The sequence below is a fragment of the Sphingobium sp. TomTYG75 genome, assembly GCF_054771635.1.
Genome location: NZ_BSRE01000001.1, coordinates 2,358,274 through 2,381,372 on the forward strand (window position 1 = coordinate 2,358,274; position 23,099 = coordinate 2,381,372).

General features: G+C 61.3%; 26 protein-coding genes and 1 tRNA gene. 16 read left to right on the forward strand and 11 right to left on the reverse strand.

The window, feature by feature from the left end:
- Nucleotide 1 precedes the first annotated feature (1 nt).
- The 3 genes from ACYU81_RS11945 to ACYU81_RS11955 are packed head-to-tail and all read left to right on the forward strand — an operon-like array spanning nt 2 to nt 3,682.
- A complete protein-coding gene (locus ACYU81_RS11945; protein ID WP_460987786.1) occupies nt 2-1,804 on the forward strand; it encodes a hypothetical protein in 1,803 nt (600 codons plus the stop codon).
- Nucleotides 1,805-1,808: 4 nt separating this feature from the next.
- A complete protein-coding gene (locus tag ACYU81_RS11950; protein ID WP_460987787.1) occupies nt 1,809-2,726 on the forward strand; it encodes a tyrosine recombinase in 918 nt (305 codons plus the stop codon).
- Between the two features lie 11 nt (nt 2,727-2,737).
- Complete coding sequence (locus ACYU81_RS11955) at nt 2,738-3,682, forward strand: acetyl-CoA carboxylase carboxyltransferase subunit alpha (protein ID WP_460987788.1); 945 nt, start codon at nt 2,738-2,740, stop codon at nt 3,680-3,682.
- Between the two features lie 374 nt (nt 3,683-4,056).
- Here the strand turns inward: ACYU81_RS11955 and ACYU81_RS11960 are convergent, their stop codons facing one another.
- Nucleotides 4,057-4,218: a Flp family type IVb pilin gene (locus tag ACYU81_RS11960; RefSeq protein ID WP_196224054.1), complete on the reverse strand. Its 162-nt coding sequence runs from the start codon at nt 4,216-4,218 to the stop codon at nt 4,057-4,059.
- Between the two features lie 136 nt (nt 4,219-4,354).
- Nucleotides 4,355-4,540, reverse strand: a complete 186-nt coding sequence (locus ACYU81_RS11965; RefSeq protein WP_460987789.1) for a Flp family type IVb pilin — start codon at nt 4,538-4,540, stop codon at nt 4,355-4,357.
- Nucleotides 4,541-4,620: 80 nt separating this feature from the next.
- Here ACYU81_RS11965 and ACYU81_RS11970 point away from each other — a divergent pair, with 80 nt between their 5' ends.
- On the forward strand, nt 4,621-5,028 hold the full coding sequence (locus tag ACYU81_RS11970) for a (deoxy)nucleoside triphosphate pyrophosphohydrolase (RefSeq protein ID WP_449471791.1): 408 nt from the start codon (nt 4,621-4,623) through the stop codon (nt 5,026-5,028).
- Nucleotides 5,029-5,064: 36 nt separating this feature from the next.
- On the opposite strand, the gene bfr is transcribed toward ACYU81_RS11970, so the two are convergent.
- From bfr to ACYU81_RS11985, 3 genes are all read right to left on the reverse strand, one after another.
- Nucleotides 5,065-5,544, reverse strand: a complete 480-nt coding sequence (gene bfr / locus ACYU81_RS11975; protein WP_196224051.1) for a bacterioferritin — start codon at nt 5,542-5,544, stop codon at nt 5,065-5,067.
- A 158-nt stretch (nt 5,545-5,702) separates the two neighbouring features.
- Nucleotides 5,703-5,873, reverse strand: coding sequence for a (2Fe-2S)-binding protein (locus ACYU81_RS11980; RefSeq protein ID WP_460987790.1), 171 nt, complete (start codon nt 5,871-5,873; stop codon nt 5,703-5,705).
- 55 nt (nt 5,874-5,928) lie between these two features.
- Nucleotides 5,929-7,173 (reverse strand): DUF418 domain-containing protein, encoded by a 1,245-nt coding sequence (locus ACYU81_RS11985; protein ID WP_460987791.1) that lies wholly within the window; start codon nt 7,171-7,173, stop codon nt 5,929-5,931.
- Nucleotides 7,174-7,232: 59 nt separating this feature from the next.
- On the opposite strand from ACYU81_RS11985, the gene ACYU81_RS11990 reads away from it, so the two are divergent.
- Entirely contained in the window at nt 7,233-8,000 is a 768-nt protein-coding gene (locus tag ACYU81_RS11990; protein WP_460987792.1) for a methyltransferase domain-containing protein, read from the forward strand.
- Nucleotides 8,001-8,038: 38 nt separating this feature from the next.
- Here the strand turns inward: ACYU81_RS11990 and purL are convergent, their stop codons facing one another.
- Nucleotides 8,039-10,216, reverse strand: coding sequence for a phosphoribosylformylglycinamidine synthase subunit PurL (purL, locus tag ACYU81_RS11995; protein ID WP_460987793.1), 2,178 nt, complete (start codon nt 10,214-10,216; stop codon nt 8,039-8,041).
- Between the two features lie 107 nt (nt 10,217-10,323).
- Here purL and ACYU81_RS12000 point away from each other — a divergent pair, with 107 nt between their 5' ends.
- On the forward strand, nt 10,324-10,767 hold the full coding sequence (locus ACYU81_RS12000) for a DUF805 domain-containing protein (RefSeq protein WP_460987794.1): 444 nt from the start codon (nt 10,324-10,326) through the stop codon (nt 10,765-10,767).
- A gap of 49 nt (nt 10,768-10,816) precedes the next feature.
- Here the strand turns inward: ACYU81_RS12000 and ACYU81_RS12005 are convergent, their stop codons facing one another.
- A complete protein-coding gene (locus ACYU81_RS12005; RefSeq protein WP_460987795.1) occupies nt 10,817-11,200 on the reverse strand; it encodes a hypothetical protein in 384 nt (127 codons plus the stop codon).
- A gap of 170 nt (nt 11,201-11,370) precedes the next feature.
- On the opposite strand from ACYU81_RS12005, the gene ACYU81_RS12010 reads away from it, so the two are divergent.
- The 5 genes from ACYU81_RS12010 (at nt 11,371) to queA (ending at nt 15,018) form a co-directional block, all read left to right on the forward strand.
- Entirely contained in the window at nt 11,371-11,631 is a 261-nt protein-coding gene (locus tag ACYU81_RS12010) for an exodeoxyribonuclease VII small subunit (protein ID WP_196224044.1), read from the forward strand.
- An 11-nt stretch (nt 11,632-11,642) separates the two neighbouring features.
- Entirely contained in the window at nt 11,643-12,551 is a 909-nt protein-coding gene (locus tag ACYU81_RS12015; protein WP_460987796.1) for a polyprenyl synthetase family protein, read from the forward strand.
- A 3-nt stretch (nt 12,552-12,554) separates the two neighbouring features.
- Nucleotides 12,555-13,067 carry a pantetheine-phosphate adenylyltransferase gene (coaD, locus tag ACYU81_RS12020; protein ID WP_460987797.1) on the forward strand — a complete coding sequence of 171 codons (513 nt, stop codon included), beginning with the start codon at nt 12,555-12,557 and terminating at the stop codon, nt 13,065-13,067.
- A 94-nt stretch (nt 13,068-13,161) separates the two neighbouring features.
- Nucleotides 13,162-13,920, forward strand: coding sequence for a peptidylprolyl isomerase (locus ACYU81_RS12025; RefSeq protein ID WP_460987798.1), 759 nt, complete (start codon nt 13,162-13,164; stop codon nt 13,918-13,920).
- 69 nt (nt 13,921-13,989) lie between these two features.
- Nucleotides 13,990-15,018 carry a tRNA preQ1(34) S-adenosylmethionine ribosyltransferase-isomerase QueA gene (queA, locus tag ACYU81_RS12030; RefSeq protein WP_460987799.1) on the forward strand — a complete coding sequence of 343 codons (1,029 nt, stop codon included), beginning with the start codon at nt 13,990-13,992 and terminating at the stop codon, nt 15,016-15,018.
- Between the two features lie 14 nt (nt 15,019-15,032).
- Here the strand turns inward: queA and ACYU81_RS12035 are convergent, their stop codons facing one another.
- On the reverse strand, nt 15,033-15,371 hold the full coding sequence (locus tag ACYU81_RS12035) for a DMT family protein (protein WP_460987801.1): 339 nt from the start codon (nt 15,369-15,371) through the stop codon (nt 15,033-15,035).
- A gap of 199 nt (nt 15,372-15,570) precedes the next feature.
- The gene (locus ACYU81_RS12040) at nt 15,571-16,491 is read right to left on the reverse strand and encodes a DUF2171 domain-containing protein (protein ID WP_460987802.1); all 921 of its coding nucleotides are present in this window, start codon (nt 16,489-16,491) and stop codon (nt 15,571-15,573) included.
- Nucleotides 16,492-16,690: 199 nt separating this feature from the next.
- On the opposite strand from ACYU81_RS12040, the gene ACYU81_RS12045 reads away from it, so the two are divergent.
- The 3 genes from ACYU81_RS12045 to ACYU81_RS12055 all read left to right on the forward strand — a co-directional run bounded on the left by ACYU81_RS12045 (nt 16,691) and on the right by ACYU81_RS12055 (nt 18,028).
- Nucleotides 16,691-16,766 (forward strand) — tRNA-Ala (locus ACYU81_RS12045).
- Between the two features lie 68 nt (nt 16,767-16,834).
- Entirely contained in the window at nt 16,835-17,605 is a 771-nt protein-coding gene (locus tag ACYU81_RS12050) for an NUDIX hydrolase (protein WP_460987803.1), read from the forward strand.
- A 150-nt stretch (nt 17,606-17,755) separates the two neighbouring features.
- Nucleotides 17,756-18,028: a DUF4242 domain-containing protein gene (locus tag ACYU81_RS12055; protein WP_196224035.1), complete on the forward strand. Its 273-nt coding sequence runs from the start codon at nt 17,756-17,758 to the stop codon at nt 18,026-18,028.
- On the opposite strand, the gene trpE is transcribed toward ACYU81_RS12055, so the two are convergent.
- Nucleotides 18,029-19,570: an anthranilate synthase component I gene (gene trpE, locus ACYU81_RS12060; protein WP_460987804.1), complete on the reverse strand. Its 1,542-nt coding sequence runs from the start codon at nt 19,568-19,570 to the stop codon at nt 18,029-18,031.
- Nucleotides 19,554-21,506 carry a peptidylprolyl isomerase gene (locus ACYU81_RS12065; protein ID WP_460987805.1) on the reverse strand — a complete coding sequence of 651 codons (1,953 nt, stop codon included), beginning with the start codon at nt 21,504-21,506 and terminating at the stop codon, nt 19,554-19,556. Before ACYU81_RS12065 ends, trpE begins: the two co-directional genes overlap by 17 nt.
- A gap of 171 nt (nt 21,507-21,677) precedes the next feature.
- Here ACYU81_RS12065 and tpiA point away from each other — a divergent pair, with 171 nt between their 5' ends.
- A complete protein-coding gene (gene tpiA / locus ACYU81_RS12070) occupies nt 21,678-22,421 on the forward strand; it encodes a triose-phosphate isomerase (RefSeq protein WP_460987806.1) in 744 nt (247 codons plus the stop codon).
- Between the two features lie 235 nt (nt 22,422-22,656).
- Complete coding sequence (gene secG, locus ACYU81_RS12075) at nt 22,657-23,034, forward strand: preprotein translocase subunit SecG (protein ID WP_460987807.1); 378 nt, start codon at nt 22,657-22,659, stop codon at nt 23,032-23,034.
- Nucleotides 23,035-23,099 lie beyond the last annotated feature (65 nt).

Below are 23,099 nucleotides of genomic sequence, written 5' to 3' on the forward strand. Positions count from 1 at the left end.
CATGCGTCAAGACCGGTTGAATGCGAAATGGGCGCTTGGAACGCTCGCGCTCGCTCTCACGCTGCCGGTGATTGCGCAGGAGTCGCCTGAATCGCTCCTGCCCCCCGGCTTTGGAGAGGCGCCAGAGACGCCGCCCGCCGCCGGATCGCAAACGCCGCGTCCGGCTGCTCCGGTTCCGATGGTTCAGCCCTTGCCGTCCGGTAGTGCTATGGCTCCTGCCGACAATGCAGTGGGAAATGCTCCAGAGGAAGCGCTGTCAGAAGAAGAGCTGGCGGCGCAAAAGCAGAAATATGACCTTCCTGAAGGCGCGCATCGGTCGCTGGACCGAATTGGGCCGCTGACGCCCGAACGGCGCGGCCTGGCGCGTGATGCCTTCGGCGCACAGTCCGGGCAATTTCTCGCCACGCTGATGAAGGAAACGCGAGCGCCGATCACGTCGCGTTGGGCCTCTATCCTGCTGCGGCGTGCGCTGCTGTCCGCAACCGACACGCCTCGTGATATCGACGGCGCCGACTGGGTTGCGGAGCGGGCATGGTTGCTGCTGCGCATGGGTGAGGCTGATAGCGCGCGGCTGCTGGTGCAGAGCGTCGATTCGGACAAGTTCACGCCACGCCTCTATGCGGTGGCGATGCAGACTTATCTGGCCACGGCGGACCCGGCTGGCCTGTGCCCTCTGTCGGCTGGCGCGCTGCGTTACAGCAAGGAGCCGGGGTGGGACATGACGCGGGCGATCTGCCCGGCATTGTCGGGCGATCAGGGTTCGGCGAGCGCTGCGCTCAATCAGGCCCAACGGCGCGGCGTGGTGCGCGGCATAGATTACCGGCTCGCGGAAAAAGTCGTGGGCACCGGCTTTGACGCGCGACGATCGGTGAAGATCGAATGGGATGGGGTCGACGGGCTGACCGCATGGCGCTTTGGCCTGGCAACCGCGCTCAATGTGGAAATTCCCGAACCGCTCTATGCCACCGCCGGGCGCCACGTCCGCGCGTGGGAAGCGCGCGCACCTGCGCTTAGCGCGGTTCGTCGCCTGCCAGGCAGCGAGGCGGCAGCCCGGCTTGGCGTGTTTTCAAGCCAGGCTTTGGTAGGATTTTACAGCCAGCTTGGCGCTGACGGCGACGCGTCGCCTGAAATTGCCGACCGGGTCGACGCGTTGCGCACCGCCTATCGCGGTGGCTCGCCCGAAGAGCGGGTACAGGCCATGCGGACGCTGTGGCGGGACAATGGCAGGCCTGATTATGTCGGCCTGATCGCCACGGCCAAAGCCGCCGCCGCTTTGCCGGTCGCGAACGTTGATGCGCGAGAGGCCGCCAACCTGGTCGCGGCCATGCTGACCGCAGGTTATGATCGCAGCGCGGCGCGCTGGAGCGGGGTCGCTCGTCAGGCGGAGGGGGATGGCGCTGGCGACCTTTGGGCGTTGCTGGCGGTTGGCGCGCCCAGTTCAGTTGTCGATATCAGCGAAGGCCGGATTTCTTCCTTCGCGGACGAAGCTGGCGCGGAAAAAGGCCAGATGCTGATTGCTGCGCTGGCGGGCCTTGCTCGCATCAATTCGCAAGCAAGTGCTTCATTGGCAAAGGATAAGGGGCTCAACCTGACGGTGAACGGCCGGTGGGCGAGGGCGATCCATCAGGCGGCGGCGAGGGGGGAGAAAGCCACCGTCGCCCTGCTCGCGGCAGTAGGCATGCAAACGGCGGAGTGGAATCGTCTGCCGCCCGCCCATCTCTATCATATCGTCGCTGCTCTGCATCATGTCGGGCTTGATCCCGAAGCGCGGATGATCGCGGCGGAGGCGATTACGCGGATTTAATCCCATGGGAGAAGATGGTGCGCTGATCGGTCGTTTTCTGGAAATGATGGCGGCTGAACGGGGGGCGTCGCGCAACACCCTGCTGGCCTACCGCGCCGATCTGGAAGGCGCGGCGGCGATTTTGGGTGGCCTCTCGATCGCGACGAAGGAAACCGTAGGGGGGTTGGCCACAGCCTGGGCAGAGCTGGCGGCTTCGTCCGTTGCGCGAAAAGTCTCAGCACTGCGCGCATTTTACGGCTTTCTGGAAGAAGAGGGGTTGCGGGCCGACAATCCTTCCACGGCGCTACCACGCCCCGCAACGCGCAGGTCCCTGCCGAAGATATTGTCCGCGCAGGAAGTCGAATCACTCTTTGCCTTGATCGAACAGAAACTGGCGGTCGAGCATCCATCCGCGTTGGACCTTCGTTTGTCCGCCCTGATCGAGCTGTTATATGGTTCCGGTTTACGGGCTACCGAACTGGTGTCCTTGCCCCGTCGCGCGCTGGCAGCGGATCGGCCGTTCCTGATTTTGAAGGGCAAGGGCGCGCGCGAGCGACTGGTGCCGATATCGGATCGGGCGCGGGCCGCCGTTTCCACGTGGTTGCCGCATGTCCCTGCTGAAAGTCCCTGGCTGTTTCCGTCGGGGAAAACTTATCTTAGCCGCATTCGGCTCTATCAGTTGGTGAAGCAACTGGCCGCCGCCGCCGGTATCGCTCCACAGCGGGTCAGTCCCCACGTGCTGCGCCATGCCTTCGCCACGCACCTGCTGGAAGGGGGAGCGGACCTACGCGCGTTGCAGTCGATGCTTGGCCATGCCGATATCGGAACGACGCAAATCTACACCCATGTCGATAGCCGCCGGTTGGTCGAACTGGTCAACACCCGTCATCCCCTGGCGACAATGCGCCATCGTTTCGTTGACGAAGAAGCGTCTGCCCCCTAACGCCGTCGGCCATGGTTAGCTTTTTGGAATTTGAAAAACCTATCGCCGAGCTAGAGGCGCGTGTCATCGAATTGCGCGCTACGGCCAGCGCCGGTGATATCGATATCGGCGATGAGATCGATAAGCTTGAACAGCGCGCGACCAAGGTGCTTGTGGACACATATGCCAAGCTGACGCCTTGGCAGAAGACCCAGGTCGCCCGTCATCCCGACCGCCCGCATTTCAAGGATTATGTCGCGGGCATGTTCGACAATTTCATGCCCCTTGCCGGTGACCGCGCGTTTTCAGATGATCAGGCGATCATTGGCGGTCTGGCGATGCTGGGTGACCGCCGCGTCATGGTGATCGGTCATGAAAAGGGTGACGACACCGCCAGCCGCGTTCGGCACAATTTCGGGATGGCGAAGCCTGAAGGCTATCGCAAGGCGATCCGTCTGATGCAATTGGCTGACCGTTTTGGTCTGCCGGTCGTCACATTGGTTGACACATCGGGGGCGTTCCCGGGCGTACAGGCGGAAGAGCGCGGTCAGGCTGAGGCGATTGCCCGTTCGACCGAGCAGTGTTTGGCTCTAGGTGTGCCCATGGTCGCTGCGGTAGTGGGTGAGGGGGGCTCCGGCGGCGCGGTGGCGTTGGCCGCTGCGAACCGGGTTTTGATGTTCGAACATGCGGTCTATTCGGTCATATCGCCCGAAGGCTGCGCGTCGATCCTGTGGCGCACTGCCAACAAGGCGAGCGATGCCGCCACCGCCATGCAGGTTACCGCCCAGCATCTTAAGGATTTGGGCGTCATCGACCGGATCATCGCGGAACCTACGGGGGGGGCGCATCGTGAGCCGGTTCAGGCGATCGCCAGCCTGGGTGCCGCCATTGGCGAAGAGTTGGATTCCCTTGCCGGATTGAGCCCGCAGGATCTTCGTACTGACCGGGCTGATAAGTTCCTTGCCATCGGCGCTTGATCTAAAGGCTGCTTCCTTGGGAACATGCGTCCGGGACGTCGTTTCGTCTCGATAACGGGTTGAGCATGTCAGACGGTGACGTCCATCGACCTGTACGTCACGCGAATCACTGCACGGGGCGCCATTGCCATAAAGCAGTGTGCGTCCGCGTGGTGATCACCGAGGCAGGTGACGTGCAATCGATTAGCCGACGCATGGCTTATACAGATTATCTTTTGGAACGCTTCCCGACTCTCAACGCCTTGACCGTGCAAAGCGTGCTACGGTCTGCCCACGGGTCAAGATTATTACCTAACCCTTCAGAAGAGCCGATGAGAAGACATAAAAAAGGGCGGCGGGATCGCTCCCGCCGCCCTTTTTAAAAGGTTTCGAAATCAGTTCATGTTGGCCGAAACTTTATTGAAGGTGTTACCCAGCTTGCCGCCGAGGCTGGTCATTGCGCCGATGGCGGCGACAGCGATCAGAGCTGCGATCAGGCCATACTCGATGGCGGTTGCACCCTTTTCATTCTTCAGCATCTTGCGAACGAACTTCATGTGAAGTCTCCTTGACTAGAACAAATCCCGTTTAACTACCCGGCCGCCCCGCTTGAAATAGGTCAGCTATGGACGGTTTATGGGAGTTAGGTTGACAAAGATTTAATGGCGCGAAGGAAGTGTTAGATATTGATGGTTAATGCGCGAGAACCTCTGTGGAGACGTTGTTCCACATGTTTGTAGTTTTGGTCGCGACATTCGATATCGCCGCGAGTGCGGCAAGGCAGACCAGAGCCAGGATCAGCCCATATTCGACTGCGGTTGCTCCCCGTTGACACTGCAACAACCTCGATCGGGATAGGCGTTTGATCAACCCGCGCATTGCATCACCCGTTTATTGCAGACAGTCCCGTTTAGCCTTGTAAAAGAGCCAGAGTTAACAAACCCCTTTGCTGGACGAATATGACGACAATTCATCCCCTGTTGGTAGTGGCTGCAGCACTTGTCGATGCCGATGGCCGGGTGCTGCTTCAGCAACGCCCGCCTGGTAAGGCGATGGCGGGGCTGTGGGAATTTCCTGGGGGCAAGTTGGAGGAAAGCGAAACCCCGGAGGCTGCACTTGTCCGAGAGTTAGAAGAAGAACTCGGCATCCGCACGCACACAAGTTGCCTTGCGCCCGCAGCTTTCGCCAGTGAGGCGCTAGGAGATCGGCACTTGTTGCTTCTGCTCTATGTTTGCCGAAAATGGGAGGGCCTGCCCGAGGCGCGGCATGCCACGGAACTTAAATGGGTCAGGCCCAACCAGATGTATGCGCTGGATATGCCGCCGGCGGACCTGCCGTTGATTGGCCTGCTCGATTCGCTGATCTAAAATAGGGCGGGCTAACGGCATGGCCCGCCCGCCGAATCACTCTTCCCTGGCTTTGCTCTGCAGCTGAATGTAGTTCTGAATGCCCATGCGTTCGATCATTTCGAACTGGGTTTCCAGCGTATCGACATGCTCTTCCTCGCTTTCGAGGATCGACTGGAACAGGTCGCGGCTGACATAATCGCGCACTGTCTCGCAATGGGCGATGGCGTCCTTCAGAACGGGAAGTGCTTCATATTCCAGCTCAAGATCGGCCTTCAGCACTTCTTCGACCGTTTCGCCGATTTTCAGGCGGCCAAGCAGCTGGAAATTGGGCAAGCCGTCGAGGAAGAGGATGCGTTCCGCCACCTTGTCGGCATGCTTCATCTCATCGATCGACTCTTCATATTCGAATTTGGCGAGCTTCTCGATGCCCCAATGATCGAGCATACGGTAATGCAGGAAATATTGATTGATCGCGGTCAGCTCATTTTTGAGGACCTCGTTGAGATAGTCGATGACTTTTGAGTCACCCTTCATGGCGCTGTCCTCGGGCTATTGGAATGAAGCCGTAACTATAGGGCCATCGCGGGGCTTTGTTAACCGGAAAGCCGCAGAAAAGGGGGATTTTGCAAGCCGCTATTGCGTCGAGTTCGCGGCAAAAGAGGGACGTCCGCTGCGGATGTCACGCAATCGGATCAGGCGGTCGCGCGTTCGGCAGCTATCAGCGTGCGGGCGAAAGGTACGCATTGGCCGCATTTGGGCCGACGGCCGAGGTGAGCATAGGCGCTGCAAGGGGTATCGGCGCCGCTCCGCACGGCTTCCTTCAGATCCTTTTCGCGAATGGCATTGCAGACACAGACGACCATGAGGCTCTCCCTGACTCGGGAAATATCTCAGATGATAATGGGTCGCAATAGAATATTAGATGCTGTTGCGAATCTTTTGCGGTCTACCGCGAGCCAAGCTTCGCCACAGCCATTCCAGGGGTCCTACGGCGAATCGGGATAGCCAGGCTGTGGACCAAGCAAGCATGAACAGCCATCCACACAGCACCACCAGCGGCAGTTCCAACGGCCTGAGATGCGAAAATAGCCCTAGTCCCCATCCATAGAAGACAGCGCACATGATGAGACTGGTGCCGAGATAATTGCTGAGAGCGAGGCGCCCCGTGCGCGCGACGGCCATCGTCATGCGGCTCTGTCGATGTCGCGTGAAGACCCACAGAATCAGTGCCGCCCAGCCCGCCGCAAGCGGGATGCGAAAAGGAAATGACCAGGCAAGCGACACGCCTATGGACGGAACAACAGGGAAGTTTCGCCAAAGCAGCCACCCCGCGAGCGCCGCCATGGGTGGCAATCCGACCAGGAAACAATGGCGGGCAGTGCGCCAATATTGCTCCGCTTCCCATCGTCCGGTCAGGAAGCCGCCCTTCAGCATCGCCATGCCCATGAGCATGAACCCAAGAGTGTCGAATGCGCTCATGAAGAAGGTCCACCACCAATCGTGGACTAAAAGGTGTAAATGATGCGTCAGGATAGTTGCGAAGCTGCCGCGATAGGTGGCGATCTCCTGCCGGATGGCGGGGTCATCGGGGTTGGTGAATGGTCCGATATATTGCGCGAAGCTATCCCGGATGCTGGTGGTTCCGTTTGGCGCTAAGGCAGCGTCTGCCCATCCGTGGATGCTGAATATGAACAGCGCGCAGATCAGAAAATGCGCGAGGAAGAAGAAAAAGGCCCATTTGATGAGCGACAACGGTTCTTTGCGGACGAACAGCATCGCGATCAGCCCAATCAGGGCATAGTTCATCAATATGTCGCCCGCCCAAAGCAGCAGATAGTGGGCAAGGCCGAAGACAAATAGCCAAGCCGCCCGTATGATTTGCGCCCGTTGTCCGTCACGCCCCTCCATCTCCTCCCGATCGATCAGCAGCAGCATGGACGCGCCGAACAACATCGAAAAAAGAGCGCGCATCTTCCCGTCGAAAAACAGGAAGCTGATGAGCCAGAACAGTTTATCGCCCACGGACAGCGGGCCAACAGCGGTCGGATTGAAATAGGCCGTCTGCGGCAGGGCAAAGGCGCTGATGTTCATCCACAATATGCCCATGACGGCGCACCCGCGCAGCACGTCCATGGCGGCAATCCGGGATGAAGGAGGAGGCATGCGGCGAGGTTCCTTAAAGACGCTGGCAAAGTCGGCGGGGCTCTGTCATGCGACTAGCCATGAACAGCGGCCGCAAGCAACGGATAAGCGAAGCGTTCGGCGCGGCGGTCGGCCATTACGAAGATCATGCCGGTCCCCAACGCGCGGCGGCGGCGCTGGTCGCCGACCTTGCTCAGCGGCAGAAGCCCAGCGGAGTGGGGCGCATCCTGGAGATCGGTTGCGGCACGGGCCTGCTGACTCGCGATATTCAGCAGCGCTGGCCGAGGGCGGAGCTGCTGGTCACCGACATTTCGCCGGAAATGCTTGCTCGAACGGCTACAGGGGCGTTCGTCGCGGGGACGTTTCTTGCCATGGATGGCGAAGCGCCGCCGTTCGAGGGGGAGTGGTTCGACCTCATCCTGTCGAGCCTCGCCTTTCAATGGTTCGATGATCTGGAAGAGGCCATCGCTCGCCTGGTGGCGTTGTTGAGACCGGGTGGCAGCCTGATCTTTTCTACCATGGGAAAGGAGAGTTTTGGCCGTTGGCGAGCAGCTCATCAGGCTTGCGACCTTGTTCCCGGTGTGCCCGATTATCCCTCGCTCGATGACCTGTTCTCAATGCTGCGCCGATATGAGGATGCCTTCGCCTTTGATGAAACTTGTCCGCTCAATTGCACCGGGGCGCGTGGCCTGATTTCTCATTTGAAGGGCATTGGCGCGGTCGTATCGAGCGAGGGCCGGAAACCGCTTTCGCCGAAAGAACTGAAGAAGGTGATGGCTGCCTTCGATGCAGGAGGCGGCACTGACGCCTATCAGATATTGTTCGGACGGGTGACCCGGCCTGCCTGACATGACTCCTGCAGGGCAGGAGCCATGTGCGTTGGCACTTACAGTTCCGCGTCCATCAGGTTGGGGAAGAAACCCTCATGCGCAGAGCGCAGATCGGTCAGCTTCACGTCTGCCACATTGTCGCCGCCGACCGTGCCGATCCTGACTGCACCGGCAATTTCCGTACCCGCCGCCGCTGTTACGACATATCGGCCCTGATCTTCGCCAAAGGCCGCTGCGGTGTTCAATTCGATGTCGAGCTGCGCGCCCATTCCGCCTGCCAGAGCCATTTCGGCGATGGTAACCAGCAGGCCGCCATCTGAAATATCATGAACGGCACTGACCTTGCCTTGCGCGATCAACGTGCGGACAGCTTCGGCATTGGTTCGTTCGGCGGCCAAGTCTACCTTCGGCGCGTCGCCAGCTTCGCGGCCCTGAATTTCCCGCAGCCAAATGGACTGTCCAAGATGCGAGCCTGCGCCGCCGATGAGCCAGATTGCATCGCCTTCCTGCTTGAAGGCGACGGTCGCCATCACATCGACGTCCTTCAAAAGGCCGATGCCGCCGATGGCGGGGGTGGGCAGGATTGCCGAGCCGCCGCCCGTCGCCTTGGATTCATTGTAGAGGGAGACGTTGCCCGACACGATGGGGAAGTCGAGCGCGCGGCAGGCGTCGCCCATGCCTTCCAGACAGCCGGTGAGCTGCGCCATGATTTCCGGGCGTTGCGGATTGGCGAAGTTCAGGCAGTTCGTGACGGCAAGCGGTGTCGCGCCGACGGCCGAGATGTTGCGATAGCATTCGGCGATCGCCTGCTTTCCGCCCTCATAGGGATCAGCATAGCAATAGCGCGGGGTGCAGTCGGTGCTGATCGCGATGCCCTTTTGCGAGCCGTGGACGCGCACCACTGCCGCGTCGCCGCCGGGGCGCTGCACCGTGTCGGCGCCAACCATGTGGTCATATTGTTCCCAGATCCAGCGGCGGCTGGCAATGTCGGGAGAACCCATCAGCTTGACGAGATCGGCGCCGATGTCCGCGCTTTCGGCGATCTCGCCCAGCGGCTGGACGTTGGACCACAGCTTATATTCGTTCTTCGGCATCGACGGGCGATCGTAGAGCGGGGCGTCGTCGGCCAGCGGGGCAAGCGGAATGTTGCAGACCGTTTCGCCCTTGTGCACCAGAACCATGCGGCCCGTGTCGGTTACATGGCCGATCACGGCGAAATCCAGCTCCCACTTGCGGAAGATGGCTTCGGCGAAAGCTTCCTTGCCCGGCTGGAGTACCATGAGCATGCGCTCCTGGCTCTCCGAGAGCATCATTTCATAGGCCGTCATGCCGGTTTCCCGCTGCGGCACGTCGTCCATGTTGAGTTGAATGCCGACGCCGCCCTTGGACGCCATCTCGACCGAGGAGGAAGTGAGGCCCGCCGCGCCCATGTCCTGGATGGCGACGATTGCGTCGGACGCCATGAGTTCAAGGCAGGCTTCGATCAGTAGCTTCTCGGTGAAGGGGTCGCCGACCTGCACGGTCGGGCGCTTGGCGTCGGCGTCGTCGCCGAAATCCGCAGACGCCATGGTCGCGCCGTGAATGCCGTCGCGGCCGGTCTTCGATCCCACATAGACGATCGGGTTGCCGATGCCGCTGGCGGCCGAATAGAAGATCTTGTCGGTATCCGCGACGCCCACGGTCATCGCATTGACCAGGATGTTGCCGTCATAGGCCGGGTGGAAATTCACCTCGCCGCCCACGGTGGGCACGCCCACGCAATTGCCGTAGCCGCCGATGCCATGCACCACGCCGCTGATGAGATGCTTCATCTTCGGATGATCGGGGCGGCCAAAGCGCAGCGCGTTCATGTTCGCCACTGGACGCGCGCCCATGGTGAAGACGTCGCGCAGGATACCGCCTACGCCCGTTGCCGCGCCCTGATAGGGTTCGATGTAGGACGGGTGGTTGTGGCTCTCCATCTTGAAGATCGCCGCCTGCCCATCGCCGATGTCGACGACGCCTGCGTTCTCGCCGGGACCGCAAATGACTTGTGGGCCTTCGGTCGGCAGCTTCTTCAGGTGGATGCGGCTCGACTTGTAGGAGCAATGCTCCGACCACATGACCGAGAAGATGCCCAGTTCCGTCAGATTCGGCTCGCGGCCGAGGGCGTTCAGAACGCGGTCATATTCTTCCGGCGAAAGGCCATGTTCGGCGACGATTTCCGGGGTGATCTGAGTGGCTGTGGTCGACATGAGCGCGCCTTTAACCGGGGAGGGGCGGATAGACAATCCTTGGCCAGCCCAAGTCGGGAAAACATGCTATTTATATGCGTTGGAACACCGATCGGAGGACGGGACATATGGAATGGATGTTGTTGCCGCTGCGCCGCTATGCCCGTTTTTCCGGTCGTGCGCGGCCAAAGGAATATTGGATGTTCATCCTCTTCCTTCTGCTTTTCTTCATCGCGATCGGCATTGTCGAAGGGCTGCTGGGCCTGAGCACCACCGAACATTGGGTACGGCGCGGTCCCTGGTGGTTCGATACCGGCTATCACACGCGGGGAGGGCCGCTCACCGGCCTGTTTGGCCTGGCCATTCTAATCCCTTGGCTCGCCGTGGCGGTGCGGCGGTTGCATGACACGGATCGGAGCGGTTTTTGGCTGCTGATCATTTTCTTTCCGCTGATCGGAAGCCTGGTTCTGCTGGTCTTCTTCATCATGAGCGGGACGCGCGGTCCCAACCGCTTTGGTCCCGACCCCGTCGAGGTTGGTGAACCCGAACTGGTCGGCAGGATAGGAAAATGAAAAAGGCCGGGCTGTTGAGCCCGGCCTGTGAAAGACATGGAAATGTTGATCAGGCTTTGCAGCTAAGCCCGCTTTTGCCCGGAAGGGTGGCGGTGATCTGCTTGCCGCTGCCATCGACCGAATAGCCGCCTTCGGCCGTGAAGGGCTTGCCAGCTTCGGGGGCGACGAGCTTTGTCGGCGCGCCGTTCTTTTCAGTGCGCAGGTTCGCGGTCTTGTCGTCGCTCAGGAAGTCAACGAAAATGAGGCTGTTATCCTTGCAGCGATACTGGCGACTTACCTTCACCGAAGGCGGCAGTTCGACAGGTGCGGCATTCGCGAGCTGTTGAGCCATCGGATCGGCAGGGCCGCCGACGACTTCGGGTTCATCATTTTTGTTGCAAGCGGAGAGCATGCTGAGAGCAACGGCGGAAATCAGGGGGAGATAATATTTCATAGCGGTCCTTCTATGTGCACTTGCTGGCGCGAGCGTCAACGCAAAACTGCCAAAATCCCTCCAGTCTTGTGCGAGTTTGGATGACGCTTTTGTTACAAGCAGGCCCGGAATCGGCCTTGCGGCGTGGTGCAGGCTTGACCCGGCCACCTGCGCTCGCCAATGCATGGGGCATGGCCGAAGACAGCAAGACAGAACCGGGCGATTTGTCCCAATTGTCGTTTGAGGATGCGCTGCGGGCGCTGGAGTCGATCGTTCGCCGGCTGGAAAGCGGTGACGTGCCGCTCGACGAGTCGATCTCGCTCTATGCGCAGGGTGAAGAGCTGCGCAAGCGCTGCCTTGAACGCTTGCAGGCGGCAGAGGCCCGCATCCAGAAATTGACCATCGATCCCAGCGGCGCCGTCACGGGCGCCCAGCCTTTCGGCGCGGATTGAGCGCCGCGGCCATGGAGGGGCTGACCTCCGGTTCAGCGGTGGTGACTGTCCGGGCGGCTGCCGTCGCCGCGGACATTGATCACGCGTTTGAACTGTTGCTGACGGTTCCTGATGATCCGCGTGCGCGCCTCTATGAGGCCATGCGCCATGCGGCCATAGGGGGCGGCAAGAGATTGCGTCCCCTGTTGGTGCAGGCGGCGGGCGAGTTGTTCAACATCTCCCAGGATTCGCTGCTTCGCGTCGGCTTGGCTGTCGAATGCATCCATGTTTACTCGCTGGTGCATGACGATCTACCGGCGATGGATGATGATGACATGCGCCGGGGCAAGCCGACGATCCACAAGGCTTTTGATGAGGCGACGGCGATCCTGGCTGGGGACTGCCTTCATGATCTTGCCTTCGAAATATTGGCGGATGAAGAAACGCATCCGGACCCCTTCGTACGGGTGGAACTGGTAAAGGCGCTGGCGCTGTCCAGCGGTCCCGCAGGTATGGCGGGCGGACAGATGATGGATCTGGAGGCGGAAGGCACCAGCTTCGACCTCGTCACCGTAACGCGCCTTCAACAGCTGAAGACCGGGGCGCTCATCGCCTTTTGTGTGGACGCGGCGGCGATCATGGCGCGCATTCCGGCCGATGCTCGTACCAGCCTCCACGGCTATGCGCGGGACATCGGTTTGGCTTTCCAGATTGCCGACGATCTGCTGGACGTCGAAGGCGACGCCGATCTGGCGGGCAAGGCGCTGGGCAAGGATGCGGCGGCGGGCAAGGAAACCTTCGTGTCCCTGCTGGGTGTGGAGCGCGCGCGGGAGCAGGCGCGCTTGCTGGTGGAGCAGGCCAAGGCGCATCTTCATGGTTTCGGCGGGGAGGCCGATCTGCTGCGATCGATCGCAGACTATATCGTGGAAAGGGACCGGTAAGGCATGAACAGGCAGCGGGTGGGGGTCTATCCCGGCACGTTCGACCCGATCACTTTGGGTCACATGGACATTATTCGCCGAGGGGCCAAGCTGGTCGACAAGCTGGTGATCGGCGTGACCACCAACATTTCCAAATCGCCTATGTTCTCCGATGAAGAGCGGTTGGAGATGGTGCGCCGTGAATGCGCCGACATCGATACGGAGATCGTGGTCACTGGCTTTAATTCATTGCTGATGGACTTCGCCGAATCGCAGGGTGCCAGCGTCATCATCCGGGGCCTGCGCGCCGTTGCCGACTTCGAATATGAATATCAGATGGCGGGGATGAACCAGCAGATTAACCCGCGTGTCGAGACTGTATTTCTCATGGCCGATGTCTCGCTTCAGCCGATCGCATCGCGGCTGGTCAAGGAAATCGCGCTTTACGGCGGTCCGATCCACAAGTTCGTAAGCCCCGCGACATGCCAGCAGGTGGTGGCGCGGGTCGGCGAGATTGGAAAGAAGGGCGACCAATAACGGCCGCTCAGCCTTCGTTCAGTTGCCAATCGCGAAGAGCGCGTTATCAGAGCAGCTTCGCCACCAGGCTTTAGATATTAGGGAAAGCTCATCCATGCGGTTCAGTTCGGCGTTCAAGACCGTGGCGATCACTATCGCTCTCTATGCGTCGGGCGGCGTGGCGCTGGCCCAGGGTGGCGGAGGCGCTAATGCCGAAGAGGCAAAAAGGGCCGAGGCTGCTGCGCGGGCCGAGCAGAATGCCAAGTCGATGGGACAGGATCCCAGCGCGAAACTACCGCCCGCTTCGGTGCCCGTAGATCCCCAGGATGTCTGGGATCTTGACCTGTCGAGCGGCGGCCGTGTTCGCATCCAGCTTCGTCCCGATATCGCTCCCCAGCATGTGGAACGTATCAAGCAACTGACGCGCCAGGGCTTTTACAACGGTCTGAAATTTCACCGTGTGATCCCCGGCTTCATGGCGCAAGGCGGTGACCCGAAGAATGACGGAACCGGCGGATCATCGCTTCCCGACTTGCAGGCGGAATTCAACCCGATGCCGCATCTTCGCGGCACCGTGTCGATGGCCCGCGCGCAGGACGAAAACAGTGCCAACAGCCAGTTCTTCATCCTGTTCCTGCCCCGCATGCAGCTCGACAAGAAATATACGGTTTTCGGCCGCGTGATCGAAGGCATGCAATATGTCGATGCCATCACGCCGGGCGAGCCGCCCGCAAACCCGACCACGATCCTGCAGGCATCGATTGAAAGCGACGGCAAGCCGCCAGTCATGGCGCTTCCCACGCCGCCTGCGCCTTCCATTATTGCGCCCGCGCCCGCACCGGTGAAGAAAGCGTCATCACAGAAGAAGCGATAAGTCGCACCTGAAGTGGATCATGCCGATGTCGCATCGGCCTGATGGCCGTGCCTTGAGGACAGCGCCCGCATGCGCGTAGATCTTTTCGATTTCGAACTGCCGCCTGAAAGCATCGCGTTAAGGCCCGCGTCGCCACGCGACGCGGCGCGCCTGCTATTGGTCGATGGCGAAAAGCCTTTCGAAGATCGCACCGTTCGGGATTTGCCCGCCTTGCTGCGCGCCGGTGATGTGTTGGTGTTCAACGATACCAAGGTCATCCCCGCTCAATTGGAGGGCGTTCGCGGCCAGGCGAAGATTGGAGCAACCCTCCACAAGCGCCTTGGCCTGCGGCAATGGCAGGCGTTCCTTCGCAATGCCAAGCGAGTGCGTGAGGGGGACCAGATAGATTTCGGAGCAGGCGTCACGGCTCTGGCGGGCGGGCGCGATGACGATGGCGGGGTGACGCTGACCTTCGAGGGGGATGAGCCTGTCGAGGTGCTATTGGAGCGGGCGGGGCGCATGCCGTTGCCGCCTTATATCGCCAGCAAGCGGCCTACGGACGCCCGCGACCGCAGTGACTATCAGACCATGTTCGCTCGCGAGGACGGGGCGGTGGCGGCTCCGACGGCGGCTTTGCATTTTACGCCCGCGCTGATGGCGGCACTCAGTGAGGCGGGTGTCATGTCGGAAACGCTGACGCTTCATGTAGGGGCGGGTACGTTTCTGCCCGTGAAGGCGGAGGATACCGATGATCACCGGATGCATGCGGAATGGGGCCGGATCGAGCAAGCCGCCGCTGACCGGCTGAATGCTGCGCGCCAAGCTGGTGGTCGCCTTATAGCGGTGGGCACGACCAGCCTGCGCCTGCTTGAGAGTGCCTGCGGGGAAGATGGGGTGATCCGTCCGTTCGCGGACGAGACCCGCATATTCATAACACCGGGCTACCAGTTCCGCGCAGTGGATGGGCTAATGACCAACTTCCATCTGCCGCGATCGACCCTGTTTATGCTGGTAAGTGCCTTGATGGGGCGGGAACGCATGCAGGCGGCTTATGCTCATGCGATAGAAAGCGGATACCGCTTTTACTCCTATGGGGACTCGTCGCTTCTCCTGCCTTAATTCGCAAATCCGCTTTAGGATCGCCCTACGAACAGAAAGCCGACCGCCGCCATTATGCACAGAAAAGCGGCCGCGTGGCGCCAATGGAGCGGTTCGCCCAGAACCGTCACCATGAAGCCTCCGAAAACGATCAGGGCGATTGATTCCTGCGCGATCTTCAACTGACCTGGGCTCCACCCGCTGGCAAACCCAATGCGATTTGCGGGTACGGCGAAACAATATTCGACGAGCGCGATGCCCCAACTGATCAGGATGACCAACAGGATCGGCTTTCCCATCCCGCCCTTCAGATGCCAGTACCAAGCTATGGTCATGAAGAGGTTGGAAATGACCAGCAGCAATATGGTTGGCATGAAAGGGCCTCGTAACGCTTGCAGTTTGCGCTCTGGCATTGCTTGAGGCCCAAGGGCAAGGGCTTGATCGACCTTATATCATCCTCCCTCCATGCCGGACGCATTGAAGGTGGGGCCGGTTCACCGTTGCGGGGGAGCGCGTTCGGACAAGCAAAGGGTCCGGACATCCGCCGGACCCCTTGCCTATTTTTGTCTTCGATTAGCGATTGCGTTCCGTATCGCGCGAACTGACGCCGCCAGCGTTCCATCCGCTCTGTTCGCGCCCTTCGCCAAAGAGAACATTCTGCTCGCGTTCGGTTCGCCAAGCATGGTGCGCTTCATCGGCCGTCTTTTCCAGCGTCACCCTTTGTTCGTCCACCGACCTGATCCAGGACGAAGGTACGGAGTGGTGCACGCCGCTGGCATCCTGATCATTCTTGGTCAGGATGATGCGATCGCCACTTAACCGATCGACCGTTCCCACATGAGCGCCGTCGCTTCCGACGACTTCCATATGTTCGCGAACCTGTTGCACCGCCTGACGCTGTTCGGTGCGCCGCGTGCGCCAAGTGCCGAACTCGCTGTTGAAGCGATCGCGATGTTCCCGCTGATATTCAGCATAGTCGCGGTCCAGCTCATTCATCCGCTGTTGTCGCCACGCATAATAGTTGGCGTCATGATGCTCGCCATAGTCATGCGTGGGGCCGTAGGCGCGTACGCGATTGCCATGATCCTCGCTGCCATAACCGCTGCGTTCCCCTGTGTAGGGTGCATAGCCACGGTTCGGCAGATATTGGTTGCTGCGCGATGCCGAGGCGAACCCGATGCGGCTGCTTTCGTCGCGCGGGTCGCCATAGGGCCGGTTATAATATTCGTCATATTCGCGGCGGCGTTCTGCTTCCTCATCGCCGAACCAACTGCGGATTTCATCTCCCGCGCGATCGAAAAAGCCGCGCTCTTCCGGATCATACTGTTCTGGTGACCGCCGAGAATCCGGACCGCTGAACTGGCCGCGCGTGCCGTAGCGATAGCTACGATCATCGCGCCAGTCACGCTGTCCGCGATGGCGGTCGGATCCGCGATCCCAGTCGCTGCGAGCCCTGTCATCGTCGCCATAGCGACGTCCGCCTTGATAGCCCATCGTCCTTCTCCTTGGCTGCTGTTGCTACGGCCTAAAAGCCGTTGCATCACCAATGAGCAGCAGGGCGCATCGTTCCGGATGTTACGTGCGGGTAACATCGCTCTTCCGCACCGTGCTGCCGATGTTGCGGCAAGTCCCGGCTTTTCCGAAAAAGCCCGTTGCAAGGGAATCTCCGCTCGCTTATAGGCAGCGCTCCTTTGGGGCCGTAGCTCAGCTGGGAGAGCGCGTCGTTCGCAATGACGAGGTCAGGGGTTCGATCCCCCTCGGCTCCACCACCCCTCCAGTGACGGGGTGATCCAGAAGGACTTTACCATTAGCATTATACGCGCCTATGGCGGCTCTCATGGCATCGACCAAAAGTGAAGGCCGGGTAGCGGCGACAGCTGTAATCGTCCGCGACATGCCCGATGGGCCGCCGCATATTCTGATGATGGAACGCGCTGGGAGCATGGCTTTTGCCGCGGGAGCGCTGGTGTTTCCGGGAGGCGCGGTTGATGAGGCGGATCGGGAATTGGCCCGCGCCGTGGACGCGTCCGGCAACGTGGAGGAGACCGCCGCTCGGCTGGCGGCGATCCGTGAAACGCTGGAGGAAAGCGGCCTTGGCATCGGTTTTGGGGTGCGGCCCGATCCGGTGCAATTGTTCGAAATGCGGCGCGCCCTGACGGGAGGCGCAGGCCTTTTGGAGATCATCGAAGCGCATGGGATCAGGCTCGCCCTCGATCAATTGGTGCCATTCAGCCGCTGGCATCCTGCGGGCGCGGAAATGGCCGCGCGCATTTATGACACGCATTTCTATTTGGTACGCGCGCCAGAAGGACAGGTCGCAAGTGCGGATACGACTGAAAATGTCCGGTTGTTCTGGATGAGCGCGAGTGACACGATCGCTCTATGCGACGCGGGCGGCGGGCGCATCATTTTCCCGACCCGCCGTAATCTTGAGCGATTGGCCCTGTTCGACAGCTTCGCCGCGATGGCGGCCCACGCGGTGTGCTTTCCCGTCGAAAAGATCAGTCCCTGGCTGGAAGAGAGAGGCGGCGTGCGCCATCTCTGCATCCCCGATCATCTCGGTTATCCCGTGACCTCGGAACCGATGGAGCGTGTGCAGCGTGGTTAGGCCATGCGCTGTTTCAGATGGCGCGTTCCCGCTTATTTCAGCGATCTTCTAGCGCGACTGAAACTGGCGGGTGGCTATGCCGTTAGCGTCGTTATGGACTCGCGCCGCACACAGGCATAGATTCGGCGCTCTTCACGCATGGAGGTGGTCATGCCGCAGTTCGTGATAGAAAGAGAGATGCCCGGCGCGGGAAGGCTGCGGGGCGATGAGCTCAGGAACGCGTCACAAGGTTCGTGCAATGTGCTGCGCGAACTGGGACCCGAGATACAGTGGGTCCACAGCTATGTGACGGACGACAAGATCTATTGTCTCTACCGCGCGCCCAGCGAAGAGTTGATCCGGCAGCATGCCGAGCTTGCGGGGCTTCCCGCCAACAGCATCGCCAGAGTTCGGTCGACGATTGATCCCACGACCGCCGAATAGTTATTGCCCGAAGCCAGCCTGCCGCGCGAGATCGACGGCCTCCCGCGCTGCCGCGAGGAGTGCGCCACTCTTCGCCTCACATTCGCGCTGCTCATATTCCGGCGTGGAGTCGGCGACGATGCCCGCGCCTGCCTGGACGTGCATGATGCCATCCTTGAGCACGGCGGTGCGTAGCACGATGCAGCTGTCCATATTGCCGTCGGGTCCGAAATAGCCGACGCCGCCTGCATAGGCGCCGCGCGTCTCCGGCTCCAGTTCCGCGATGATCTCGCAAGCGCGGACTTTGGGCGCGCCCGAAACCGTGCCTGCCGGGAAGCCCGCGAAGAGGGCGTCCAGCGCATCCTTGTCCGGCGAAAGACGGCCGACGACATTCGACACGATGTGCATGACGTGGCTGTAAAATTCGACGCTGTAGCTGTCGGTGACCGTCACCGATCCGGCGGTAGCGACCCGCCCCACATCATTGCGCCCGAGGTCGAGCAGCATCAGATGTTCTGCCCGTTCCTTTGGATCGGCCAGCAGGCTTTCGCGATTGGCCGCATCTTCGACAGCGTTTTTGCCACGTGGCCGCGTTCCGGCGATCGGGCGGATGGTGACTTCGCCATCCCGTGCACGAACCAAAATCTCGGGGCTGGAACCGATCAGGGCAAAGCCGGGCAGATCGAGACAATAAAGAAAAGGCGAAGGATTTATCCGTCGCAGCGCTCGGTAAAGCGAGATTGGCGGAAGGGTGAAGGGGCTGGTGAAACGCTGGGCGAGCACCACCTGAAATATGTCGCCAGCCACGATATAGTCCTTGGCCCGCTCGACCATGGCCTTGTAGCGACCCGGCTCCAGCGCGGGGGTCACATCGACATCGGTAATGTCCTGGGGAGCAGGCGCGTGGGGCAAGGGCGCCGCCAGACGCGCCGCCGTTGCATCGATCCGCTCCAGAGCCTGCGCGATCGCCGCGTCGGCATCGCTGAAGCTGCCCTTCCAGACCGGGGCGACAAGATACAGCGCGTCAGCCAGCCGATCGAAGACAAGGATGATGGTCGGCCGCACGAACAGCATGTCAGGCAGTTCAAGCGGATTGGGCGCTGGCCGGGGCAGCTTTTCGACAAGGCCGACCGTCTCATAACCGAAATAGCCCACCAGACAGGCGAGGGCAGGGGGAAGCGCGGGGTCAAGATCAGCCCGGCATTCCGCCACAAGCGCGCGCAAGGCATCAAGCGCCCCCGCCGCTTCCGGAACAAATGCCTGTGGGTCAGTCGCCCAATGACGATTAATCTCCGCCGCCTGTCCCTCCGCGCGGAAGACAAGATCAGGCGCAAGACCGATCAGGCTATAGCGGCCGCGAACCGCACCGCCTTCGACCGATTCCAGCAGAAAGTCGCCGCGATCGGCCACAAACAGCTTGAGCGCGGCAGAAATCGGCGTGTCCGTGTCCGCGATCTGGCGGCGCCACACCAGCGCCGAATTGCCAGCGGCCAGTGCGGCATGAGCAGCCGCTATCCCGTCATTGCCTGCGCTGCCCGCAACCATGTTACTGTGCGCCGCCATTGGTGCTGGCAAGCGCGCGCTGGACGCTGGCGACAGCTGACGGGTTCCGGGTCACGCCAAGCTGCTTTTCGACCGCCCGTTCGAACTGCTGCCCATATTCCTGACCGACGACATCGCCAAGCTGGCTGCGGACCTGATCAAGCAGGGCGGTCTGGCCACCCGCATCGCCATGTTTGATACCGTTCAGCTGTACGATGAAATAGCCGCGATCCTGACCGATCGGCATCGTCTTGACGCTGTTCGTCGCCATGGAGAACAGGATCGCGACCTCGGCGGGGGGACGCTGACCTTCCCGCATGATGTCGGCGCGCCGCCCGCCCACTGTCTGAGGTGCGGGCAGGCGAACGCCAGCCTGGGCCACCGCGTCGGCAAGCTTCATGCCCTTGGCGACCTTCTCACGGATCTGCTCGGCTACAGCCTTCGCCTTGGCGTTGCCCTGCGCCAGTTTATACTGGGCCAGTACCAGCGGCTTAACCTTATCCAGCGGTGGCGGGGCGGCGGCGCGAATCTCGGCGGGCGCGGCGAGAGCGTAGCGCTGGTCGGGCGTAACGGGCACGAGTTGCGCGTCATCATCCTGGCTCATCTGGAACACGGGAGCCAGCAGCGGACGGACATCAGCGGGAGCCTGATAGGCCTGATCCTCGACCTGCTTGCCGTTGGCGATCAGGAAGGGCGTCGTTTCCAGCTTCAGCCCGTTGTCCTTCACCACTTCCTCAAAGCTGCCGCCGTCGGCGATCTGATCTTCCACCTTTCCGGTGAACTCGCTCAGCAGGCGCTTCTGCTTTTGCGAGCGGAGCGTCGTTGCGATTTCGTCGCGTACGGCTGACAGCGGCCGCGCGGGAACGGTCTTAACGTTCGATACGCGCAGGAGAATCCATCCGAGTGGTCCCCGGATCGGGCCGACAAGTTCGCCCTGCTTGGCCGCAAAGCCCGCATTTGCGATTGCGGCGGACGTTGTTGTGGTCAGGCTTTCACGGCTTTGATCCATTAGTGCTGACGCCTCCAGCCCTGCACTTTGCGCGGCGGCTGCAAGGGACTTGCCGCCCTTCACCTGCTCTGCAATCGTCTTCGCCGCAGCTTCGCTGGGCAGGATGAGCTGCTCGAAATTGCGGCTTTCCTTGGCGGCATAGCTCGCCTTGTTCTGATTATAGGAGGCGGCAATTTCGGCGTCAGTCGGCTGCGAGGCTTGCGCGAAGCGTTCGCCATCGATCACGGCGTAGCGAATGCGGCGCTGCTCTGGGATGGTGAAGCGCCCGGCATTTTGCTGATAGTAGGTGGCGAGCTGTGCGTCCGTGGGATCCTTAATGTCCGCAAAGGCTGTGGCGGGGACAGCAGCGATCGTCCCCTGGCGCGCCTCCAGCAGCAGCGAGGCATAGGGCAGGATGACGCTGTTCGGCAGTTTCACACCAAGGCCGAGCGGAGCGAGCATTTGCCGTTCGAGGATCTCGCGGGTGATGTCTTCGCGCAGGGCCTGTTCGGTGATGCGTTCGCGGAGCAGAAGCTGGCGGAAATTTTCCTGGCTGAACCTGCCTGCGGCGTCCTGAAAAGCAGGGATTTGGGCGATCTGCGCATCGACGAGACGCTTGGAGATGTGGACGCCCTGATCCTTCGCATATTCCTTCAGTGTCATCGCGGCGACCAGCTGATCATAAATCTGGCCAGCGGCGCCTTGGGCGAGGAAATCGCCGATCTGAAGACCCGGGGTGGCGCGGCGGGCATTTTCGAAGACGCGCTGAACCCGTTCCTGGAACTGGGGCAGGGTCAGTCGGGTGCCGCCTGCTTTCGCGACAGTCTCGCCGCCGCCGCCGAGAGAGGTGCCAAACTTGCCGCTCGTGACGTCGCCCATGATGAAGGCCGCCGCGATGACGCCTAGGAAAAGGAGCGCGAAGAGGGCGCCGAATTTCGAGTGGATGAAGCGGCGGAAGTTTGAAAGCATGAAGGAAGTCCAGAATAGAAAGACTTTTACGGGCGGCCCGCTTTAGGGGCGGATCGTCGCGGCGGCAAGTGCGGCTTGGCTGGACAAATGCCGTGCCTTTGTTCATCGGCCTGTCGGGGCTGGTCCGGCGCGGACTGGCGGATGGACGAATGACTGAAGGGGTATGGATTGATGGGCAGGCGCAAGCTGGTGGTCGGCAACTGGAAGATGAACGGCCTTCGTTCACAGCTGCCCGAAGTCGAAGCGATCGGCGCCCTGGCGGCTGAGCGTCCGGTGGTCGAGGTGGGGCTGTGCCTGCCCGCGACGCTGATCGCGGCGGCCGATCAGGTGAAGGGCGGCGCCTTTGTCGGCGCGCAGGATTGCCACATGAACGATAGCGGTGCGCATACTGGCTGCCTGTCGGCGGCGATGCTGGCCGAAGCGGGTGCGAGCTGGACGATTGTTGGCCATAGCGAACGGCGGCAGGATCAGGGCGAAACGGACGCCGATGTCGCGGGTAAGGCGCTGGCGGCTAAGGCTGCGGGTCTGAAGGTTATCCTGTGCGTCGGCGAAAGCCTTGAGGTACGCGACGCTGGCGGGGCCGAAGGCATTGTGTCGGCGCAGTTGCTGGCGTCGCTGCCGGAAGGCGCGGCGGCCGACTGGCTGGCGATCGCTTATGAGCCGATCTGGGCGATCGGCACGGGCCGCATCCCGACGATGGAAGCGGTCGAAACCATGCACAAGGCGCTGCGGGCGACGTTGGCTGGTCGGATCGGCGAGGGCGAAGCGGGTGCGATGCGCATCCTCTATGGCGGGTCGATGAATGGCGAGAATGCGGCCGAGTTGATGGCGATCGAGGATGTCGATGGCGGTCTGGTGGGCGGAGCGAGCCTGACCGCGGCGAAATTCGGGCCGGTGATTGCGGCTGCGGGTTAGGTAGGGCCGCTAGGCGATTGGAAGTGGAGTCCGGGTGGAGCTGGTGGGCCTGAAAGAAGAGGGCTTCGACAGGCTCAGCCCGAACGGGGAGAGGGTGGTCAGCAGGAGTAACTTTCAGCGGAGGCGTCTCCTGAGGTGATCTCCATAGCCACACGATGCTCCAGCGCCGGTTGCCCCGGCGGCGCTTCAACGCTATGGGCTCCACAACGCACCCCATTCGGACAGATATTCTCGCATGTTCACCTTTATCCTCGTCGTGCAGGCCATTGTCGCGGCTCTGCTTGTCACCGTCATCCTGATGCAGAAGTCGGAAGGCGGCGGTCTGGGCGTGGGTGGTAGCCCGGCGGGGTTGATGTCTGCGCGGGGCGCGGCGGACTTTCTGACGCGGTCGACGACGGTGCTGGCCACCATCTTCGTGCTGCTGTCGGTCGTTCTGGCGGTGATCGCATCGGTGCAGCATGCGCCGAGCGATATCGATACCTCGCTGGTGAAGCAGGCTCCGGCGGCTCCGTCGTCCCCTGCGCCGACCGGTAGTGCCGATCCGTTGGCCGGAGCAGCAGGCGCTGCGAGCAATGGCCAGGCGGCAAATGGCGCGGTTCCGCTCGCCAACTGATCTTTTCGATCACATTTTCGATCTTTTTTTGCTCGCGCGTGGATTCGCGCGCTTGCCCAACTTGT

Excerpts from the sequence above, each read along its gene's own strand:
- bfr (WP_196224051.1), bottom strand. The coding sequence starts at position 5,544 with ATGAAGGGTGACTCAAAAGTCATCGACTATCTCAACGAGGTCCTCAAA.
- ACYU81_RS11990 (WP_460987792.1), top strand. The coding sequence starts at position 7,233 with ATGAACAGCGGCCGCAAGCAACGGATAAGCGAAGCGTTCGGCGCGGCG.
- ACYU81_RS12055 (WP_196224035.1), top strand. The coding sequence starts at position 17,756 with ATGCCGCAGTTCGTGATAGAAAGAGAGATGCCCGGCGCGGGAAGGCTG.
- queA (WP_460987799.1), top strand. The coding sequence starts at position 13,990 with ATGCGCGTAGATCTTTTCGATTTCGAACTGCCGCCTGAAAGCATCGCG.
- ACYU81_RS11945 (WP_460987786.1), top strand. The coding sequence starts at position 2 with ATGCGTCAAGACCGGTTGAATGCGAAATGGGCGCTTGGAACGCTCGCG.
- ACYU81_RS11985 (WP_460987791.1), bottom strand. The coding sequence starts at position 7,173 with ATGCCTCCTCCTTCATCCCGGATTGCCGCCATGGACGTGCTGCGCGGG.
- ACYU81_RS12000 (WP_460987794.1), top strand. The coding sequence starts at position 10,324 with ATGGAATGGATGTTGTTGCCGCTGCGCCGCTATGCCCGTTTTTCCGGT.
- ACYU81_RS12015 (WP_460987796.1), top strand. The coding sequence starts at position 11,643 with ATGGAGGGGCTGACCTCCGGTTCAGCGGTGGTGACTGTCCGGGCGGCT.
- purL (WP_460987793.1), bottom strand. The coding sequence starts at position 10,216 with ATGTCGACCACAGCCACTCAGATCACCCCGGAAATCGTCGCCGAACAT.
- trpE (WP_460987804.1), bottom strand. The coding sequence starts at position 19,570 with ATGGCGGCGCACAGTAACATGGTTGCGGGCAGCGCAGGCAATGACGGG.
- ACYU81_RS12025 (WP_460987798.1), top strand. The coding sequence starts at position 13,162 with ATGCGGTTCAGTTCGGCGTTCAAGACCGTGGCGATCACTATCGCTCTC.
- ACYU81_RS12040 (WP_460987802.1), bottom strand. The coding sequence starts at position 16,491 with ATGGGCTATCAAGGCGGACGTCGCTATGGCGACGATGACAGGGCTCGC.
- ACYU81_RS12035 (WP_460987801.1), bottom strand. The coding sequence starts at position 15,371 with ATGCCAACCATATTGCTGCTGGTCATTTCCAACCTCTTCATGACCATA.
- tpiA (WP_460987806.1), top strand. The coding sequence starts at position 21,678 with ATGGGCAGGCGCAAGCTGGTGGTCGGCAACTGGAAGATGAACGGCCTT.
- ACYU81_RS11970 (WP_449471791.1), top strand. The coding sequence starts at position 4,621 with ATGACGACAATTCATCCCCTGTTGGTAGTGGCTGCAGCACTTGTCGAT.
- ACYU81_RS11965 (WP_460987789.1), bottom strand. The coding sequence starts at position 4,540 with ATGCGCGGGTTGATCAAACGCCTATCCCGATCGAGGTTGTTGCAGTGT.
- ACYU81_RS11950 (WP_460987787.1), top strand. The coding sequence starts at position 1,809 with ATGGGAGAAGATGGTGCGCTGATCGGTCGTTTTCTGGAAATGATGGCG.
- ACYU81_RS11955 (WP_460987788.1), top strand. The coding sequence starts at position 2,738 with ATGGTTAGCTTTTTGGAATTTGAAAAACCTATCGCCGAGCTAGAGGCG.
- ACYU81_RS12065 (WP_460987805.1), bottom strand. The coding sequence starts at position 21,506 with ATGCTTTCAAACTTCCGCCGCTTCATCCACTCGAAATTCGGCGCCCTC.
- ACYU81_RS12050 (WP_460987803.1), top strand. The coding sequence starts at position 16,835 with ATGGCATCGACCAAAAGTGAAGGCCGGGTAGCGGCGACAGCTGTAATC.
- ACYU81_RS12005 (WP_460987795.1), bottom strand. The coding sequence starts at position 11,200 with ATGAAATATTATCTCCCCCTGATTTCCGCCGTTGCTCTCAGCATGCTC.
- ACYU81_RS12010 (WP_196224044.1), top strand. The coding sequence starts at position 11,371 with ATGGCCGAAGACAGCAAGACAGAACCGGGCGATTTGTCCCAATTGTCG.
- ACYU81_RS11960 (WP_196224054.1), bottom strand. The coding sequence starts at position 4,218 with ATGAAGTTCGTTCGCAAGATGCTGAAGAATGAAAAGGGTGCAACCGCC.
- coaD (WP_460987797.1), top strand. The coding sequence starts at position 12,555 with ATGAACAGGCAGCGGGTGGGGGTCTATCCCGGCACGTTCGACCCGATC.
- secG (WP_460987807.1), top strand. The coding sequence starts at position 22,657 with ATGTTCACCTTTATCCTCGTCGTGCAGGCCATTGTCGCGGCTCTGCTT.
- ACYU81_RS11980 (WP_460987790.1), bottom strand. The coding sequence starts at position 5,873 with ATGGTCGTCTGTGTCTGCAATGCCATTCGCGAAAAGGATCTGAAGGAA.